This is a genomic window from Acidithiobacillus sp. TH-A117, from assembly GCF_057473465.1.
This window is the reverse complement of record NZ_JBYCKQ010000023.1, coordinates 1-15,431: the sequence shown is the minus strand read 5'-3', so window position 1 is coordinate 15,431 and position 15,431 is coordinate 1. Positions and strand designations below refer to the sequence as shown.

Annotated in this window: 16 protein-coding genes and 2 pseudogenes; 12 read left to right on the top strand and 6 right to left on the bottom strand. The window is 52.7% G+C overall.

Going from position 1 to position 15,431, the window contains the following annotated elements:
• The 12 genes and pseudogenes from AC2VLR_RS05345 to AC2VLR_RS05290 all read left to right on the top strand — a co-directional run.
• Positions 1-263 (top strand): annotated as a pseudogene (locus AC2VLR_RS05345) (heme o synthase); the annotation flags it as partial.
• A gap of 355 nt (positions 264-618) precedes the next feature.
• Positions 619-1,131 (top strand): DUF302 domain-containing protein, encoded by a 513-nt coding sequence (locus AC2VLR_RS05340; protein WP_486881192.1) that lies wholly within the window; start codon positions 619-621, stop codon positions 1,129-1,131.
• A 44-nt stretch (positions 1,132-1,175) separates the two neighbouring features.
• The gene (soxY, locus tag AC2VLR_RS05335; protein ID WP_423856100.1) at positions 1,176-1,670 is read left to right on the top strand and encodes a thiosulfate oxidation carrier protein SoxY; all 495 of its coding nucleotides are present in this window, start codon (positions 1,176-1,178) and stop codon (positions 1,668-1,670) included.
• 44 nt (positions 1,671-1,714) lie between these two features.
• Entirely contained in the window at positions 1,715-2,044 is a 330-nt protein-coding gene (gene soxZ / locus AC2VLR_RS05330; protein ID WP_486881191.1) for a thiosulfate oxidation carrier complex protein SoxZ, read from the top strand.
• Between the two features lie 35 nt (positions 2,045-2,079).
• Positions 2,080-3,813, top strand: a complete 1,734-nt coding sequence (soxB, locus tag AC2VLR_RS05325) for a thiosulfohydrolase SoxB (protein ID WP_486881190.1) — start codon at positions 2,080-2,082, stop codon at positions 3,811-3,813.
• Positions 3,814-3,845: 32 nt separating this feature from the next.
• Entirely contained in the window at positions 3,846-4,580 is a 735-nt protein-coding gene (locus tag AC2VLR_RS05320; RefSeq protein WP_486881189.1) for a hypothetical protein, read from the top strand.
• Positions 4,581-4,590: 10 nt separating this feature from the next.
• Positions 4,591-6,402, top strand: coding sequence for a cytochrome c biogenesis protein ResB (locus AC2VLR_RS05315; RefSeq protein WP_486881188.1), 1,812 nt, complete (start codon positions 4,591-4,593; stop codon positions 6,400-6,402).
• A 47-nt stretch (positions 6,403-6,449) separates the two neighbouring features.
• Positions 6,450-6,833, top strand: coding sequence for a sulfur oxidation c-type cytochrome SoxX (soxX, locus tag AC2VLR_RS05310; protein ID WP_486881187.1), 384 nt, complete (start codon positions 6,450-6,452; stop codon positions 6,831-6,833).
• Positions 6,834-6,863: 30 nt separating this feature from the next.
• On the top strand, positions 6,864-7,727 hold the full coding sequence (soxA, locus tag AC2VLR_RS05305; protein WP_486881186.1) for a sulfur oxidation c-type cytochrome SoxA: 864 nt from the start codon (positions 6,864-6,866) through the stop codon (positions 7,725-7,727).
• A 27-nt stretch (positions 7,728-7,754) separates the two neighbouring features.
• Complete coding sequence (gene ccsB, locus AC2VLR_RS05300; protein WP_486881185.1) at positions 7,755-8,936, top strand: c-type cytochrome biogenesis protein CcsB; 1,182 nt, start codon at positions 7,755-7,757, stop codon at positions 8,934-8,936.
• 289 nt (positions 8,937-9,225) lie between these two features.
• The gene (locus AC2VLR_RS05295) at positions 9,226-9,840 is read left to right on the top strand and encodes a hypothetical protein (RefSeq protein ID WP_215842891.1); all 615 of its coding nucleotides are present in this window, start codon (positions 9,226-9,228) and stop codon (positions 9,838-9,840) included.
• A 135-nt stretch (positions 9,841-9,975) separates the two neighbouring features.
• Complete coding sequence (locus AC2VLR_RS05290; RefSeq protein WP_215842890.1) at positions 9,976-10,401, top strand: RrF2 family transcriptional regulator; 426 nt, start codon at positions 9,976-9,978, stop codon at positions 10,399-10,401.
• A gap of 29 nt (positions 10,402-10,430) precedes the next feature.
• Here the strand turns inward: AC2VLR_RS05290 and AC2VLR_RS05285 are convergent, their stop codons facing one another.
• The 6 genes and pseudogenes from AC2VLR_RS05285 to AC2VLR_RS05260 form a co-directional block, all read right to left on the bottom strand.
• The gene (locus AC2VLR_RS05285; protein ID WP_486881184.1) at positions 10,431-11,966 is read right to left on the bottom strand and encodes an NFACT RNA binding domain-containing protein; all 1,536 of its coding nucleotides are present in this window, start codon (positions 11,964-11,966) and stop codon (positions 10,431-10,433) included.
• Positions 11,967-11,976: 10 nt separating this feature from the next.
• Complete coding sequence (gene sat / locus AC2VLR_RS05280) at positions 11,977-13,632, bottom strand: sulfate adenylyltransferase (protein WP_486881183.1); 1,656 nt, start codon at positions 13,630-13,632, stop codon at positions 11,977-11,979.
• A gap of 10 nt (positions 13,633-13,642) precedes the next feature.
• The gene (locus tag AC2VLR_RS05275; RefSeq protein WP_486881182.1) at positions 13,643-14,212 is read right to left on the bottom strand and encodes a phosphoribosyltransferase family protein; all 570 of its coding nucleotides are present in this window, start codon (positions 14,210-14,212) and stop codon (positions 13,643-13,645) included.
• Between the two features lie 117 nt (positions 14,213-14,329).
• The gene (locus AC2VLR_RS05270) at positions 14,330-14,731 is read right to left on the bottom strand and encodes a type II toxin-antitoxin system death-on-curing family toxin (RefSeq protein ID WP_486881181.1); all 402 of its coding nucleotides are present in this window, start codon (positions 14,729-14,731) and stop codon (positions 14,330-14,332) included.
• A 24-nt stretch (positions 14,732-14,755) separates the two neighbouring features.
• Positions 14,756-14,986, bottom strand: a complete 231-nt coding sequence (locus AC2VLR_RS05265; RefSeq protein ID WP_486881180.1) for a hypothetical protein — start codon at positions 14,984-14,986, stop codon at positions 14,756-14,758.
• A 140-nt stretch (positions 14,987-15,126) separates the two neighbouring features.
• Positions 15,127-15,431, bottom strand: a pseudogene (locus AC2VLR_RS05260) (Fic family protein); the annotation flags it as partial.

Below are 15,431 nucleotides of genomic sequence, written 5' to 3'. Positions count from 1 at the left end.
ACCGCACCCGCCAGGAAGTGCTGCATTACGCCATTCTCACCTGGGCAGTCAGCCTGATCCCGGCATTCCTCACCGGCGACTGGATTTATGGCGGCATTGCCTGGCTCTCGGGGGCCTGGTTTGTGGGCATGGCCCTGCGGTTGAAAGCCCTGCCTGAAGGCCCGGAAATGGATCAATACGCCCGCAGCATGTTCGCTTATTCCATCTCTTATCTGTTTTTGCTTTATACCGGACTGATTCTGGGCCGATTGCTGATCGGATGATGGCAGGGACAGTGCTCTTGGATCTGTGCAATTAGCGGGACCAAGTCTGACGCTCGCTGTGCCATCTGGACCAGACGATCCTTCAACCAGGAGGCAATCCAGCATGAGAGGGCTGGAGCGGCTCTGGACAACGGCGCAGCAAGCCTTTTTTTTCTGATCATGTCTAAAGCAACATATTGTTTAAAAAAGTAAAAAAAATAAGCAGATAGCAATATCAAGAGTTTTTGGGGAGAAATGAGGATATTCTTGGATGCCGGGCATACAGTTTGCTACAGACTAATTAGTTTATGTCTGAAGGCTTCCGTGAAAAGTTCAGGAAAATAATGGTCGAGGTTTTGGAAAGGGGTCCCCAATAATGAAATTTCGTGGAGTAGTCGCACTGGGTGTGAGTCTGTGCGCAAGTATGTGGGTTACAGCAGTGGCAAGTCCGGTTTATGTGGAAAAAGTGGATATGCCTATGCAGGCCACCATGACGGAAGTGAAAAATGTGCTGCATGATGGAGGTTACAAAATTGTACTTCATCTCAATATTCTCAAACTGATTCAATCCCAGCAGAAACAACTCAAAATTCCCGATTTCAATGCCCGCAAGTTTACCGACGTGCAGGCCCTGGTGTTTTGTAATCCCTATGATTTCAGCAAGCTGTTGAATGCGGACTGGCCTGCTGCGGCCGGTTGTCCACTCACGCTGGATGTGTTTTCCAAAGGCCCGAACAGTTACATCGTTTATGGATTGCGCGCAGATTTTGCGAATACACCAGCTTCCAAAAAAATTACCCAGTCTTTTGATCAAGCGGTGATCAAAGTGCTTCAGGGAATCCCGATGTCACGACAAATCAGCAAAATCCCGGACTTGTCCGGTAAATAATGGAATTGGCTTATGGCTGCAATAAGGAGATGTCAATGGAACAGATGAAGAGAAGAAAGTTTTTGGGAATTTCGGCAGCGGGTGTGGCCGCAGTGGCGGGTTCAGGCGTACTGATGCCGGCCATTGCCAATGCTGCCAATGTGGCAGGCTGGCCTGCGGCGGCATTTGATGCCAAGGCACTGGATGCGGCCATGAAGGACAGCATTGATACGACTTCGGTCAAAGTTTCGCCGAAAGTACACCTGACCGCGCCTACCATTGCTGAAAATGGAGCGGCCGTGCCGGTTACCGTCGATGTGGATCATCCCATGACGGCCGATGATTATATCGAATCCGTTTATTTGTATGTGGACCATAATCCCACCCCGCTGGCCAGTGCATTTCACTTTAGCGCGAACAATGGTCAGGCGTACTTCCAGGCACGCATAAAAATGGCCAAGACCGATATGGTCAGAGCTGTCGCCAAAACCAATAAAGGCGTGTTGATGGCGTCCAAGCCTCAGGAAGTCAAAGTCACCATCGGTGGTTGTGGCGGTTAAGGCAAAATTCCCGGCAATAATGATTTGATGAAGGAGAATTTATCATGGCAGCAATGGGTAACCCGATGATCCGGATGGCTTCACATGCCAAAAAGGGCCAAGTTGTAGAAGTACGTTCTTTGATCATGAATCCGATGACGACCGGACTCAGTAAAAATAAGGCAGGTAAATTGATTCCAGCCCATTTTATTCAGACCGTCACGGTGACTTTCAACAATAAGCCATTATGCAATGTGGATTGGAGTACTGCGATTAGCGCCAATCCTTATCTGGCTTTCAAAATGCGCGCTGAAGAAAGCGGCACCCTGGAAATGACCTGGAAGGACAATACCAACGGTGTCTGGTCCAGCAAGGCATCCATTACCGTGGCATAAGCGCAGTTTTCATAAAATACAGATGCGAGGTGAGTATGAATCTGACACGTAGAGATTTCATGGCCATGATGGGGATTGCCGGTGCAACCGGATTTCTGTCACCGTCCGCTATTGCTTCTTCCTGGGGGTCAGGAAAAGACCCCTACGAAATAGATGATTATGGTAATGTTACATTACTGCATATTACCGATACCCATGCCCAGTTGTTGCCCGTATGGTGGCGGGAGCCGGGTACCAATATCGGGACCCGGAAGCAGAAAGAATGGGGGGTGACCCCGCATCTGGTGGGCAATCACAAGTTAGAGTATTACGGTATCAAGGCCGGTACGCCCGAAGGGTATGCTTTGTCCTGCATGGATTTCGATACCCTCGCCCACAAATATGGCAAAATCGGCGGATATGCTCATATTGCCACCCTGGTCAAGCGTTATCGTGAACAGGTGGGTAAAAAAGCCATTCTGCTGGATGGTGGGGATGCCTGGCAGGGTTCTGCCACCAGTCTATGGACCAAAGCCGAAGACATGGTGGGTGCCCAGAATCTGCTCAAGGAAGATTATTTTGTCGGCCATTGGGAATTTACCTATGGGGCAGATCGGGTCGAGTATCTGCTGAAGCACAAACTCAAGGCGAAATTTCTTTCCCAGAATGTGTTTACCATTCCCTGGGATGAGCCGGTATTTGATCCCTATGATATTCGAGAAATCAGTGGCCGCAAAGTCGCTATTATTGGCCAGTCCTTTCCTTTTACACCCATCGCTAATCCCGCCTATTTTGTACCGAAGTGGGCTTTTGGCATTCATCCCGGACATATGCAGAAAATGGTCGATGAATGCCGTGAAAAACACCATGCGGATATTGTCGTGGTGCTCTCCCATAACGGTGCTGACGTGGATAAGAAAATGGCCTCGCAGGTCAACGGCATTGATATTATTCTGGGTGGACACACGCATGAAATCATGGGTCCCCGTCCGGTTAAAATCAACAACACCCTGATTATCAATACCAGTACCAATGGCAAATTCCTGGCTCGTTTTGATCTGGATGTGGGCAAGGGAAAACTTAAGGGCTGGCGTTTCCATTATCTCCCGATCATTTCCAATATGATTCCGGAAGATAAAGAAATGGTAGATTATATTACCAAGGTCCGCGCACCTTACGCCAAGAAACTGGCAGAGCCTTTGGCGGTAACGGAAAGTCTTTTGTATCGCCGCGATAATTTCAATGGCACTTTTGACCAGATTCTCTGCGACGCGCTGCGTGAGGAAATGGATTGTGAAGCCGCCTTCTCTCCGGGCTTCCGCTGGGGTTACTGCAAACTCCCTGGTGAAACTATTACCATGGAAGATGTCATGGGCCAGACGGCCATTACCTATCCCCAGGTGACCGTCACGGAATATACCGGTGCTGAGCTGAAAAATGTCATGGAGCAGGTAGCCGATAATCTGTTCAATCCGAATCCTTATTACATTCAGGGCGGCGACATGATTCGGGTGGGGAATATCCAGTACACCATGGATCCCGGCGAAACCATAGATAAGCGCATCACCGACTTGCGCATCGGCGGGAAAATGGTGCAAGCCAACAAGCGCTACAAGGTGGCGGGTTGGGGTGCCATGCAGCGCGTCGAAGGCACGCCTGTCTGGGATATTTTTGCCAAATGGCTGCGGTCCAAAAAGACCGTTTCGGCCAATCCCCGGGATTTGCCGGTACTCACCAAAAATATGACGGGTAATCCCGGCATTGCCTTTCCCAAGGAATATGATCTTTAGGCAGAAGCTGCCGCTCAATCGGGAGACAAAAAGTGACGCGCACCCTGGCAGACCTCAGCATGTCAGAAAAAATCATGCACACTGGATTTATTTTTCTGGTGGGCTTAGGCCTTCTGGTTGCTGAGGCCTACACCTATGTCACCCATGCCGGGCTGAATGGCAAGCCCGGTATTTCGGTTCAGGATGTGGCCATGTCTTATTACGGCAATCGTAAATCCAGCAAGTTGCAGGAAATGCTCCCGGCCATGATGCCCATGGCCCATGTGCCTGCCAGTGAGCGGCCGAAAATGATTCAGGCGGTCAATCACTGGATTGCCAACGGGGAAACCCGAAATGACTACGAGCAGGAAGTAAAGCCGTTGATTAATGGTTCCTGTTTGAAATGTCATACCATGGGTATGCCCAATATTGGCAGCTACAAATTGCTCAAGGCCCAGGCGCATGTGGATATGGGCATGCCCTATTCGCAGATGCTGATGATGGGCATGATTCATCTGACCACATTAGGTGTCATTTTCTGGATTGCGGGCTGGATTTTCAGTAAAGCGCGATTCCCGCGTATTCCCAAATACCTGATGATAGGCGTGCCATTTTTCGCTTTTTTCCTGGATTTTGCCGGTTGGTTTCTCACCAAGCAAGACCCCAACTGGGTGTGGTTGGTATTGATCGGGGGTATTTTGTCCTGCCCGTTGGTGCTCATCGGCATGGCCATCAGTCTCTATCAAATCTGGTTGTATCCCCGCCAGGAGGAAGTCCAGTCATCGTGAGTAAAGCGCCATGTTAGAAGCCCATGCCCCTGTTTATACAGAGCCCTTAAGTATCCGGATAGTTGTTCGGGTACTGGGTTCCATGCGTTTGGCAGTGCATTTGCTACTCTTTGTCGCTATTGCTTCCATCATTGGTACGGTTTTGCCGCAGCAGGAAGTTTACACGGACTATTTGCACCAGTTCGGTCCATTCTGGTTTACCGTATTTGGCCATCTGGATTTGTATGATGTGTATCGTTGCGGGTGGTACATGGGGATTGTCGCTTTTTTGATTATCTCCACAACCGTCTGTGTATTGCGTAATGCGCCTCCTATGGTCCGGGAAATGCGTCATGTGCCGTCCAGTCCATCAGCACATTTTTTACAAAAAAGGCCCGAGCACTTCACTTCCACTTCAGCAAAAGCTCACGGCGAAATCCTTCAGTTCGCCGTCGCCGCCTTGCGCGATTTTGGTTATCAGGCCAGGTCTGTTCAGGATACTGCAGGAAAAACACAGCTTTTTGCACAAAAAGGACGATTTTACCGTATCGGTTATCTGTTGACCCATGTCGGTATCATCCTGTTTTGTGTCGGTGCCATCTATAACGCCAATTTGCCGCTGAAATGGGCGGAGTGGACGGGAACGGTACATCCCGAAAAGAATTTTGATCTTCCTCTTTCCAAAATTCCCCAGTCCAGTTGGTTGTCTTCGTCAAGTTCGGCATTTCGCGGAATCATCACCATTCCGGTAGGACAGACCGTCAATGCCATGTTTGAACTGGTGGGCGATGGATTTCTGGTACAACACCTCCCTTTTATGTTGCGCCTGGATGCCTTCAAAGTGACACATTATTCCAATGGCCTGGCCAAAGATTTTGTTTCGACGGTTTCTCTGTATCACCATGACGGGAAATTGTTCAAAACTGGCATTGTGCGGGTTAACCATCCCATGTCGGTGAGTGGTGTACAGATTTATCAGTCCAGTTATTCGGATAGTGCCTCTAGATTGCAGCTACACAATTATTTACTGTCCGATCCGGGGTTGCCTCCCGCTACCATCAGCGCTGCTGTGGGTGAGCACCTGAAAACCTTTGGTTCACAATATGCCATTTCCCTGCGTGATTTCAAAACCCAGAATGTCATTCCGCGTAAGGCGGTGGGTCTTTCTCCGGGTGCGAATCATGGCATGATCAACATGGGTCCAACGGTCAGTTATCTGGTAAATAATGATCGAGACCACACTCAGGTACTGATTAAATCCTACATGAAACCCTTTTCCCGAAATGGCGAAGCCTATCGCTTGATTGGTTTTCGTGAAATGGGTTCAATGACCTATCATTACCTGACCATTCCCCAGGGTCCCCAACATGGCATTCGCTTGTTCATGGCCTATCTGGGTAATCTGGAACAGGCCGCACGGCATGGAGAGAACGCTTCAAAAGCCGTTTTTCTCCGTAATCTGGATAAGGCACAAGCCCAGACCCGGGTTTTTCTGAATGTGCATGACCGTGATTTGTTTCTCCAGTCGAGCCTGAAAGCCATGCAGGAGTTGCGTGCCTATCCCTTACCCTTTCTGACGGTATTTCATCATTACGATTTGCACTGGTCAGCGGGTCTGGAAATCACCCGGTATCCGGGAATGAAAATCATCTATATCGCCTGTTTTGCCCTGGTTTTCGGGATATTCATTTTGTTTTATGTGCCGCGTCGGCGTATCTGGATTCAGATTGATGAGGATAAGGAAAAAAGCCGAATCAACCTGTTTGCGGATAGTTCGCGGAATGAAGAGGACTTTCATCGGGATATGGAGGATCTGAATGCGCAATTGCAGGAAAAGCTGTAAACAAAAACTTTATTAACCGCGTATGAAAATTTTAATAGGAGGTTGTCATGAAAAATTCTCAATGGTTAGCCACAGCTGCAATCATTGCTACCGCTGCATTTATGGGGGTGGACACTGCTGCCATGGCCGCACCGATGACTACGGCACAGAATATCGCTGCAGGAAAGTCCATCGCCTTCAACCGGACACAAGGAAACTGTCTGGCTTGTCATGTACTGCCAGGCGGAACGATGGCTGGTAATGTGGGGCCCGATTTATCGGTATTGCCGCTCAAAGCCATCTTCAAAACCAAAGAAAAACTGGTGAATTTTTTGTATGACCCGGAAAAGGTGATCCCTCATATCAATATGCCCCAGTTTGGTAAAAACAAGGTGCTGACCCATCACCAGATGGAACTGGTGGCGGATTATCTCTGGTCACTCAAGGGCTGATAGGCTATTTCAGAAAAAAGGAGTGCAAACATGAAAAAATTCATTATTGTGGCTGCCGCGCTGAGTCTGGTCGGAATAGCTGGCAGTGCTGAAGCCATCGACTGGTGGAATCTGGGTAATACCAAAGTTGGTCCTGAACAGACCCTCAAGGATTTTCACCAGTATTTCAAGGAACAGTTTCCGAAAATGTCTCTACAGAAATATGCTCTGGGCAGTTATGCTTTCAGCCCGGAAATGTATCAACAATATCAGCAGGCTATTCAATTTAATCCCGGTGACTTGACGCTTAGCCAGGGTAAAGCTGCCTGGGATAAAAAATTTCCGGACGGTAAAAGCTATGCCTCCTGTTTTCAGAATGGCGGGAAAGGCGTGGCAGCCAGTTATCCCTATTTTGATAACAAGACCGGGCAGGTGGTTACTACCCAGATGCGCCTGAATAGTTGTCGGGTCGAAAATCATCTGCAACCCCTGAAATATGGCAGCGCCACCATGGTCGCTCTGGATACCTACTTTACTTCGCTGTCCAACGGAATGCCGGTGGATATCAAAGTGCAGGGGCCGGGTGCGGTCAAAGCCTTTGAAGAAGGCAAGGCCAATTACTTCATGAAGCGCGGGCAACTCAATTTCAGCTGCGCGACCTGCCATGTGGCCTATGCCGGCAAATATTTGCGCGCCCAGATTATTTCACCGTTACTGGGACAAAGTGCTCATTATCCGACTTATCGTGCGGCATGGGGTGCGGTCAATACTTTTGAAAAGCGCTTCCAGGGCTGTGACAAAAAAGTGGGTGCCATTCCGCAAAAGCTGGAAAGCGTCAATTATCGTAATCTGGAATATTTTATGTCCTACATCAGTAATGGCATAAAAATCAATGTCCCGGGTTATCGTCCCTGATCATGTATTCATCATGGGAGTCTCTTTATGTCTATAGAATCCTCGGAAATACGCCATCTGCTGACCTTTGGCGGAATGCGTGCCGAAGGGCGTCTGGCCGCCCAGCTTTGGGCCGCTTTTCTGACTATCGGTGCTTTTCTGGTCTGGTATCTGTTTAGGGCCGATTTCTGGATGTGGCAGTTTATTGTGCTGGGTCTGTGGTACGCAGGGCTGATGTGGTTTGGCATCCGCTGGCCCGCCTTCCGGATTTTGTTTTTGGTGGTGATTGGCATCGCTGCCATTGGTGTGGGTCTTTATCAATCGGGATACACGGCGGCCAATAGCGCGGCGTTGTATTATGTCTTCCAGAGTAACTCCATGTTTTACTGGATGAGTGCTGCGATCCTGATCAGTGCCATCGGGTATTATCGTTATTTGTTCAGTGGTCATCAGTCGGCAGGAGACTGGGGGCATCGCTTTGCCTGGGTCACTGTGGCTCTGGGCTTTGCCGGTTTGGCCATCCGCTGGCAGGAGACCTATATCGGGCACCCCTCCTGGGGACATATCCCGGTGACCAATATGTACGATGCCATGGTGCTGCTCTGCACTACCACGGCACTCTTCTACTTGTATTACGAAGGTCAGGGTAAAAATCGCGGGCTGGGTGCTTTTGCCATGCCCATGATTCTGGTGGCAGATATATTTCTGGTCTGGGTCGGGGTGGCTTATCACCAGAATCAGATTCAGCCGGTGATTCCTGCTCTGCAGAGCTTCTGGATCAAGCTGCATGTGCCCTGTGAGTTTATTGCCTACGCCAACTTTTATCTGGCGGCCATGGTCGGTGTGGCTTATCTGCTCAAGGAAAAGGCCGAACGTACAGGGGGTGCCTTGGTGAGCCGCCTGCCCGACCTGAACAAACTGGAGCGCATCATGGGGTCCATGGTGATGTTCGGTTTTCTGTTTTTTACGGCCGGAACCATTCTGGGTGCGGTATGGGCCGCTAAAGCCTGGGGCGGATTCTGGTCCTGGGATCCCAAGGAAACCTGGGCACTGATTGTCTGGCTCAATTATGCGGCCTATTTACATATGCGCAGTAATAAATCTTTCGGCCAGCATAACAAGGGGCGTAAACTCGCCTGGTGGGCAACGATCAGCCTGATTACGGTCACGTTTTGTTTTATCGGAGTGGATTTGTTTTTGGGCGGGCTTCATTCCTACGCCAAGCTGTAATGTTAGGGTAGTCTTATAAAGGCCTTGTCTTCCGTGGCAAGGTTTTTATAATGCTGATTTTTTTCAATATGTTGTAAAAATAAGCAAAAACAAAGAGCGTAACTATATTATAATAATAAAATATACTATTTATAATGCATTCATATATTATCGAAGTTATTAAAAATTTCTTTGTTGTTATTAATCCGCGCGTAAGCTATAAAATAGATAACAGTATCCCATGTGGATGAATAAGCATTCATCATGGATTGGATGCTGAGCAATAGTGCTGATAAAAAGAGGTGTCGATATGAATTCACAAACATCAACCAACCAAGCCCGCCTGACGCTGTTTTCCTGGCCGTTACTCGCTGCGCGGGGAGTTGCCGCCTTACTATTCGTGATTGCTTCACTGATTGCTTTTGGTGAAACCATGACTCTGCTGGTATGGTTTTTTGCCATTTATGTATTTTTTGATGGAGGATATTCCGCCATTCGCCTCGCCCAGAAGGGCAGTGGTGCCTGTCCCAAGGTATTGATTGCCATCAAGGCAGTCATTGGGATTGCTGCCGGTATTGCGGTTATTGTCCTTTCCCAAAATGCACACTTGCTACCGACATTGCTCACCATTTTTGCCTGGGTAGCCATTGTTGGCGTCATTGAAGGGATATGGGTACTGCGTAATGTTCGCAACAAAGAAGCGGTGATGATCATCGGTTCGACGGCTTATCTGGCTCTTGCGGTAGCGCTGCAATTCATTTTCGCCCTGGCACCTGATGCTGGTCCCTCGGTGTATAACTGGATCATCATCGGATTTTCAGCCGCATTTTCAGCCGCCATGTTTGGTATGGCCTGGGCCATGCGTCGTAATCTGCTGAAAATGGGTGGGGGTACTGCTGCTACAGCTCAGGCCCATTCTGCCTGAACGTCAGAAAAGTATTGACAGATCCTTGTTCGTACATTTCATTCAGTAACCCATCAGTAACCATCTCTACCCAGAGCCGCACCGGATGGTGTGGCTCTCGTTATATCCATAATAAAAAACGATAGGGGAAAACCTATGGTATTGAGCAAAGCCACTGAGCAAGCACTGCGCGGTCTGATTTATATTGCCGCACAGCGGCGCGGAGAACCGGTACTGAGCCGGGAAATCGCCGATTATCTGGGCGTTCCCGTTCAATGTATCACCAAAATCATGCGTAATCTGGCCAAACGCGGATTTCTGGAATCTGTCAAAGGCCGGGGTGGGGGCTTTGTCCTCCTGCCCGCTGCAGAAACCTTGAACATCATTGATGTCGTGGAGGCTGTCGAAGGGCATCCGCTGTCGCCCCATTGCGTTCTGGGGCTGAAGGTTTGTGCGGATGAAACCGCTTGCCCTCTGCACCGGCAGTGGGCCGATTTGCGTCGACAGGAGATCGACTGGTTGCGTACCCAGACCATCTGTGAAATGGCCAAGATGTGCTTTTCCAGTATGCAGGTGGCGTGAGTCAAAGATGGACTTTCGCTCAGGGTTGCTCAGGCGTCGCGGCGCACCCGAATGGTCTGGAATTGGCGATAGATGACCTGACCCGGTCCGCCACCGGGCTTGCGTTGCACATGGCGGATTTCGGTCCAGTCCACTTCCGCACTCAAGGCCCGCGACTGGCTATATTGCAAGGCCAGACGTGCCGCCGCTGCGATGACCTTTTCCGGAACTGCAATCTGGGCATTGCTGCGCCGTAAAACGACATGACTCCCTCCCAGGTCCTGCACATGAAACCAGAGATCCCAGGGCTTGGCATGGCGAAAGGTAAGGCGATCGTTTTCACGAGCGTTATTCCCCCAGAGGATGCTGAAACCGGCCACGACCGTCTGATGAAATGTTTCTGTGGATATCCGCGAAGTCCGCTCCGGGGTTTTCTGCGGCGCCAGGGTAGAGGAATGCTGACGAGTCTCCTGCAGTTGGGATAACACCTCCAACCCCTTTATCCTCAAGGCGTCGAGCAGTTTTTCGCTATCCTCCAGGCGCTGGCGAATTTTCTGAATGGCCCGCTGGCTTTTCAGGGCTTTTTGCATGTATTGCTGAGCCTGTTGATGCAGGGGTTTGCCGGGAGTGACCGCGATTTCCAGCACGGGGCCATCCGGATGGGTATGGTCTGTCGCCTGAATCGAAGATTTTCGGCAGATGGTATCGGGCAGGGCAAAAAGGGCAAAGGCGAGCGTCCGGTAATGCTCGGGGGCTTCCCATTGCTGCAGATCCATACGCATTTTGTAGATGAGTTTCTCCAGACGTTTTTTTTCAACCAACAGGGCTTGCTCGGCCGCTGAAGGGGCTTGGGCAACTGCAGCCAGTGGCATCTGGAGTGCTGTTTCTGGCGGAATGGCCTCCATAGGCGGCGCGTCCGGCAAGCGTACGGGATATAGCACCCGTAGTCGATCTGAAGTGATACAGCTTTGCCACCAGGAGGCCGTGGCACTGCGGGCAGCCCATTGCTCCTGCACAAAAATTTGTGCTGACGGGGTAGTGGGCCGGTAGCGCGGCGCCATAAGCGGGAAGCACTGCGCTGGATCAGATAGGGCTTCGGCAAAAAGACGGGCTGGTGCTGGTGCTTGGTACCTGATACCCGGCAAAAAGCGCGGCGCTGCAGCAGCGTCAAGACTATCCCAGCGCATGGCCCAGCGGATTTTTTCCTCGGCATCGAGCAGGGCGAGATTGCCCCGGCCACCAAAACACTCGGCAATCAGACTCCACTGATCGACCCTTTTGCTGATATGGACCCGGCTGAAATCCAGGCGCACAATCCGATCCGCCCAGGGTACCTTGATATGGGTTATGGCAAAGCCCTTGAGGCGTTGCTGGAGCATCTGGCCACCCGCAGCGGGATCCTGAAAGACCGTGCTCTCAGTTGTCAGCCACAGCCCCAAGGGTGCGCGCTGGACGATGCAGGCCAGTATCTGTCTACCGCTATGCAGATATAGACCACCTGCTACTACGGAGATTTTCTGGACGTTTTGTCCCGCCAGTTGCTGCTGGAAAAACTGTGCAGCAGCAGCAAGCTGAAGCGTATCCATGAGCGACGCTTCAGCGCCGGGTCAGGGGATCGGTCACGGCTCCCGTACCGTGCAGCAGGTTCATCAGGCTCTCCAGAGCCTCTGCCGGTGCTTGCCGGGCATGATTCACCACGCAATCCGGATCTTCGGGTTCTTCATAGGGGTCATCGACGCCCGTAAATCCGGTGATCTCTCCGCGCAGAGCCTTGGCATAAAGCCCTTTGGGATCGCGTTCGGCGCAGACCGCGAGGGAGGTCGCCACATGCACTTCCAGAAAAAGTCCCCCGGCTTCTTCCACCAGACGGCGGGCTTCGGCCCGTGCCTGACGGTACGGAGAAATGGCGGCGACTACGGCAATGCCGCCATGGCGGGCCACCAGGCTGGCCACAAAGCCAATGCGACGGATATTTTCGTCCCGGTCTTCGCGGCTGAAGCTCAAGCCCTTGGACAGGAAACGGCGGATGATGTCGCCATCCAGCAAGGTTACGGCACGCTCGTCTTCGGCTTCCAGCTGGCGCACCAGCATTCCGGCCAGCGTGCTTTTGCCACTGGCAGATAATCCGGTAAACCAGATGACCAGACCGCGTCGGTCGGCGCCGCGATAGGCCTGACGCAGTATCCGGATGACCTCCGGCGGGGAAAACCATTCCGGAATATCTTCCCGGTTGGCCAGGCGCCGGCGGAGTTCTGTACCGGAAATGCCTGCCAGGGCTTCGCCATTGGCTGCACCGACCGGCACATATTGCTGGCGGATCGGAGAGTAGGCATATTCCGGCAGAAAAATTCCGGTAATCCCCATTTCGTCTGCGTGTTGGGCAAACAGTTCCTGGGCGGCGAAGGCGGGATAAAACAAACCGCCGCTGCTGGCGCCGGGATCGGCATGGCCGCGTCCGACAATAAAATGGGTCGCCCCAAAGTTGCGGCGAATCAGGGCATGCCAGAGCGCTTCGCGGGGGCCAGCCATGCGCATGGCCAGAGGTAGGGGAGACAGGAGCGCCTGACCCTGTGGATAATGATCCAGTACCGCGCGATATACCCGCATCCGGTAAGCGGCCTCGATATCGCCGGGCTTGGTCGGACCAATGGCCGGATGCAGCAGGAGTCTGGCGTCAGCGCCCGCCTGCTCCAGGCCGGCCTGGGTAACGGCAATATGGGCACGGTGCAGCGGATTGCGGGTTTGAAAGGCTACTACCGGATGCTGCCCGGACCAGTGCTCGCGCAGTTGTGCGGGGGTGCGATATTCCGGGGGAAATTCCACCGCCGCAGCGCGGCTGAGACTATGGGTGTCCCAGGCGCTGACGCTGCCGCCCACATACCAGGAACCCCGAGCCAGCAGTTCCGCCACCCCGGGATGGGCGCTGTCGGTGCTGCCATAAACCGCTACGGCCTCCTGCATTTTGTCAGGCTGATAAAGGTTGGTCACGGTCAGGGCCGCCAGGGGCGTTCCGTCACCGCGCTCCAGGCGCAGACAGTCTCCCGGGTGCAAGGATTTGCCCAGCGCGTCACTCACATCCAGAACAATGGGAATGGGCCAGAGAGTTCCATCGGTCAGGCGCATGGACTGCAGCACCGATTCCCAGTCGGCCTGGGTCAAAAAGCCGGTCAAGGGCGCAAAGGCCCCCGTCAACAGCAGTTCCAGGTCGCAACGCTGGCGTTGCGTCAAAACATGGACAGCAGCATCTTTCATAAGCCGTGCGTCAAGCCTCAATAGGGAAAACGGGCAGGTGAGCCAGGGCGATAACCTCCGCCCATTGCTCGGGATCACCTTCAGTGCAAATGGCAGCAACGGCAGCGACTTCGGCCTCGGCTTCGGCCATCAGAATGCGCATGGCCGCCAGGGTGGATCCGGTACTGACCACATCATCCACCAGGGCCACCTTTTTGCCCTGAATAGCAGCGCGGTCCTTGGCATCCAGATAGAGGGTCTGGGTTTTGCCGGTGGTGATGGACAGTGTCTCAGTGGACAAGGCTTCGCCCATGTAGGATTTGTAATTTTTGCGCAATACCACATAAGGTCGCGCACTATGTACGGACAGGGCATAGGCCAGAGGAATGCTCTTGGCCTCGGCGGTGACAATGACATCAAAGGCAATATCCGCCATGCGCTGCTGGAGGGCGGTGGCGGCGGCCTCGGTGAGTTCGGTATCGCCGAGAATATTCAGCACGGCAATGGCCAGGTCCGGTTGCACCTTGAAAAGAGGAAGATCCCGCTGCACGCCGTTAATCTGAAGGGGATGGCTACGGGGGGACAAATGTGTGGGGTTCATGAAAGCTCCTTTTGCGGCATTTTGCCACAGGGGGAGGGGGGTGGGTAGTTTTATGCTGTGTTTTTGGAGCTGGATGCACTCAAATGGCTTGGCTTCGTGGCCGTGGACTGCGCCAGTTCAGGCATCCGATTCCTCGCTGTCGCTTCTGTCATCGCACCCTGACTCTGCGGCGCTGGCGAAAGACCGCAGCCAGGGTTCGAGGTGGGCGATAGTAAAGGTGCCCGACTCGAACATCTGCATCATCTCGGCATAGATCTGCAGCGGCGCACGCTGCAGCCGCCAGCCATTGATGCGCAGGAATACGTCGGCCGTCGCAAAGGCAATGCGCTTGTTCCCGTCCACAAAAGGGTGGTTGACTGCGAGGCTTTCCAGCAGGGCGGCAGCCTCAGCCACGATGTCGTCGTAATAGCCGGTCTGCGGGCGGAACAGTGCGGCTTCCAGCGCCCCTGGGTCACGCAGACCCGGCGCGCCGCCATATCGCTGCATCAGCACCCTGTGCATGCCGAGCACATCGGCCAAGCTCAGGTAATCGTGCGGCACGGCTTACTTGGCCAGTTCGCGGTAGAGGCTGTCGAACTCATCCAAGCTGGACGCGAAAGAAGCCATCACGTGGTGGCGGGGGCGCTCCTTCTGCTGCCGGTCGATGTAGTCGCGCAGGGCGTCATCGAGCACCGCCTGGAACTGGCGGCCCTGACTTTCTGCGATCTGGCGCAGCGCTGCCAGCACATCGGGCGCGGCCTGGGAAGAAAACTTTTCGCGGACGGTGGTCGTCATGGCCATCTCCATCATGATGAATCTTGATATTTCATGATATAGCAAGATGGGAATGTTTGCCACCGAGTGAATGGCGTTTGATGACTAACCGCGTCACAAATGGTCGAAACCCCTGTGGCGCGGGGTGCTGCTGGTGTTTCTCACCGAGAGAGCAGTTCAACGTAGGCCTGGTAGCTGTAACTCCGGTTCTTCTTCTGCCCGGTCATCTCCGTTACGACGCCCAGATCCTCCAGAACTTTTACGGCCGCCGTTGCTGTGGGAAAGCTGGTGTCCAGTTGCTGCCTCACGCGCTCAATGGTGAAGCGCGGTATCATTGGCAACATCTCGAACAGTCGGTAGCTGGCCGGACCTGCCTTGGCGGATTGCAGCAAGCGCCTGCGATCTGTAGCCACCAGACTGGCGACCTCGATGATGTTTTTTTCCGCATCGCCAGCGGCTGTAGCGA

Bases quoted from the DNA above. Each gene is read 5' to 3' on its own strand.
- AC2VLR_RS05315 (WP_486881188.1), top strand. From the start codon at position 4,591: ATGTTAGAAGCCCATGCCCCTGTTTATACAGAGCCCTTAAGTATCCGG.
- AC2VLR_RS05340 (WP_486881192.1), top strand. From the start codon at position 619: ATGAAATTTCGTGGAGTAGTCGCACTGGGTGTGAGTCTGTGCGCAAGT.
- AC2VLR_RS05285 (WP_486881184.1), bottom strand. From the start codon at position 11,966: ATGGATACGCTTCAGCTTGCTGCTGCTGCACAGTTTTTCCAGCAGCAA.
- soxX (WP_486881187.1), top strand. From the start codon at position 6,450: ATGAAAAATTCTCAATGGTTAGCCACAGCTGCAATCATTGCTACCGCT.
- sat (WP_486881183.1), bottom strand. From the start codon at position 13,632: ATGAAAGATGCTGCTGTCCATGTTTTGACGCAACGCCAGCGTTGCGAC.
- soxZ (WP_486881191.1), top strand. From the start codon at position 1,715: ATGGCAGCAATGGGTAACCCGATGATCCGGATGGCTTCACATGCCAAA.
- soxB (WP_486881190.1), top strand. From the start codon at position 2,080: ATGAATCTGACACGTAGAGATTTCATGGCCATGATGGGGATTGCCGGT.
- ccsB (WP_486881185.1), top strand. From the start codon at position 7,755: ATGTCTATAGAATCCTCGGAAATACGCCATCTGCTGACCTTTGGCGGA.
- AC2VLR_RS05290 (WP_215842890.1), top strand. From the start codon at position 9,976: ATGGTATTGAGCAAAGCCACTGAGCAAGCACTGCGCGGTCTGATTTAT.
- AC2VLR_RS05275 (WP_486881182.1), bottom strand. From the start codon at position 14,212: ATGAACCCCACACATTTGTCCCCCCGTAGCCATCCCCTTCAGATTAAC.
- soxA (WP_486881186.1), top strand. From the start codon at position 6,864: ATGAAAAAATTCATTATTGTGGCTGCCGCGCTGAGTCTGGTCGGAATA.
- soxY (WP_423856100.1), top strand. From the start codon at position 1,176: ATGAAGAGAAGAAAGTTTTTGGGAATTTCGGCAGCGGGTGTGGCCGCA.
- AC2VLR_RS05295 (WP_215842891.1), top strand. From the start codon at position 9,226: ATGAATTCACAAACATCAACCAACCAAGCCCGCCTGACGCTGTTTTCC.
- AC2VLR_RS05265 (WP_486881180.1), bottom strand. From the start codon at position 14,986: ATGACGACCACCGTCCGCGAAAAGTTTTCTTCCCAGGCCGCGCCCGAT.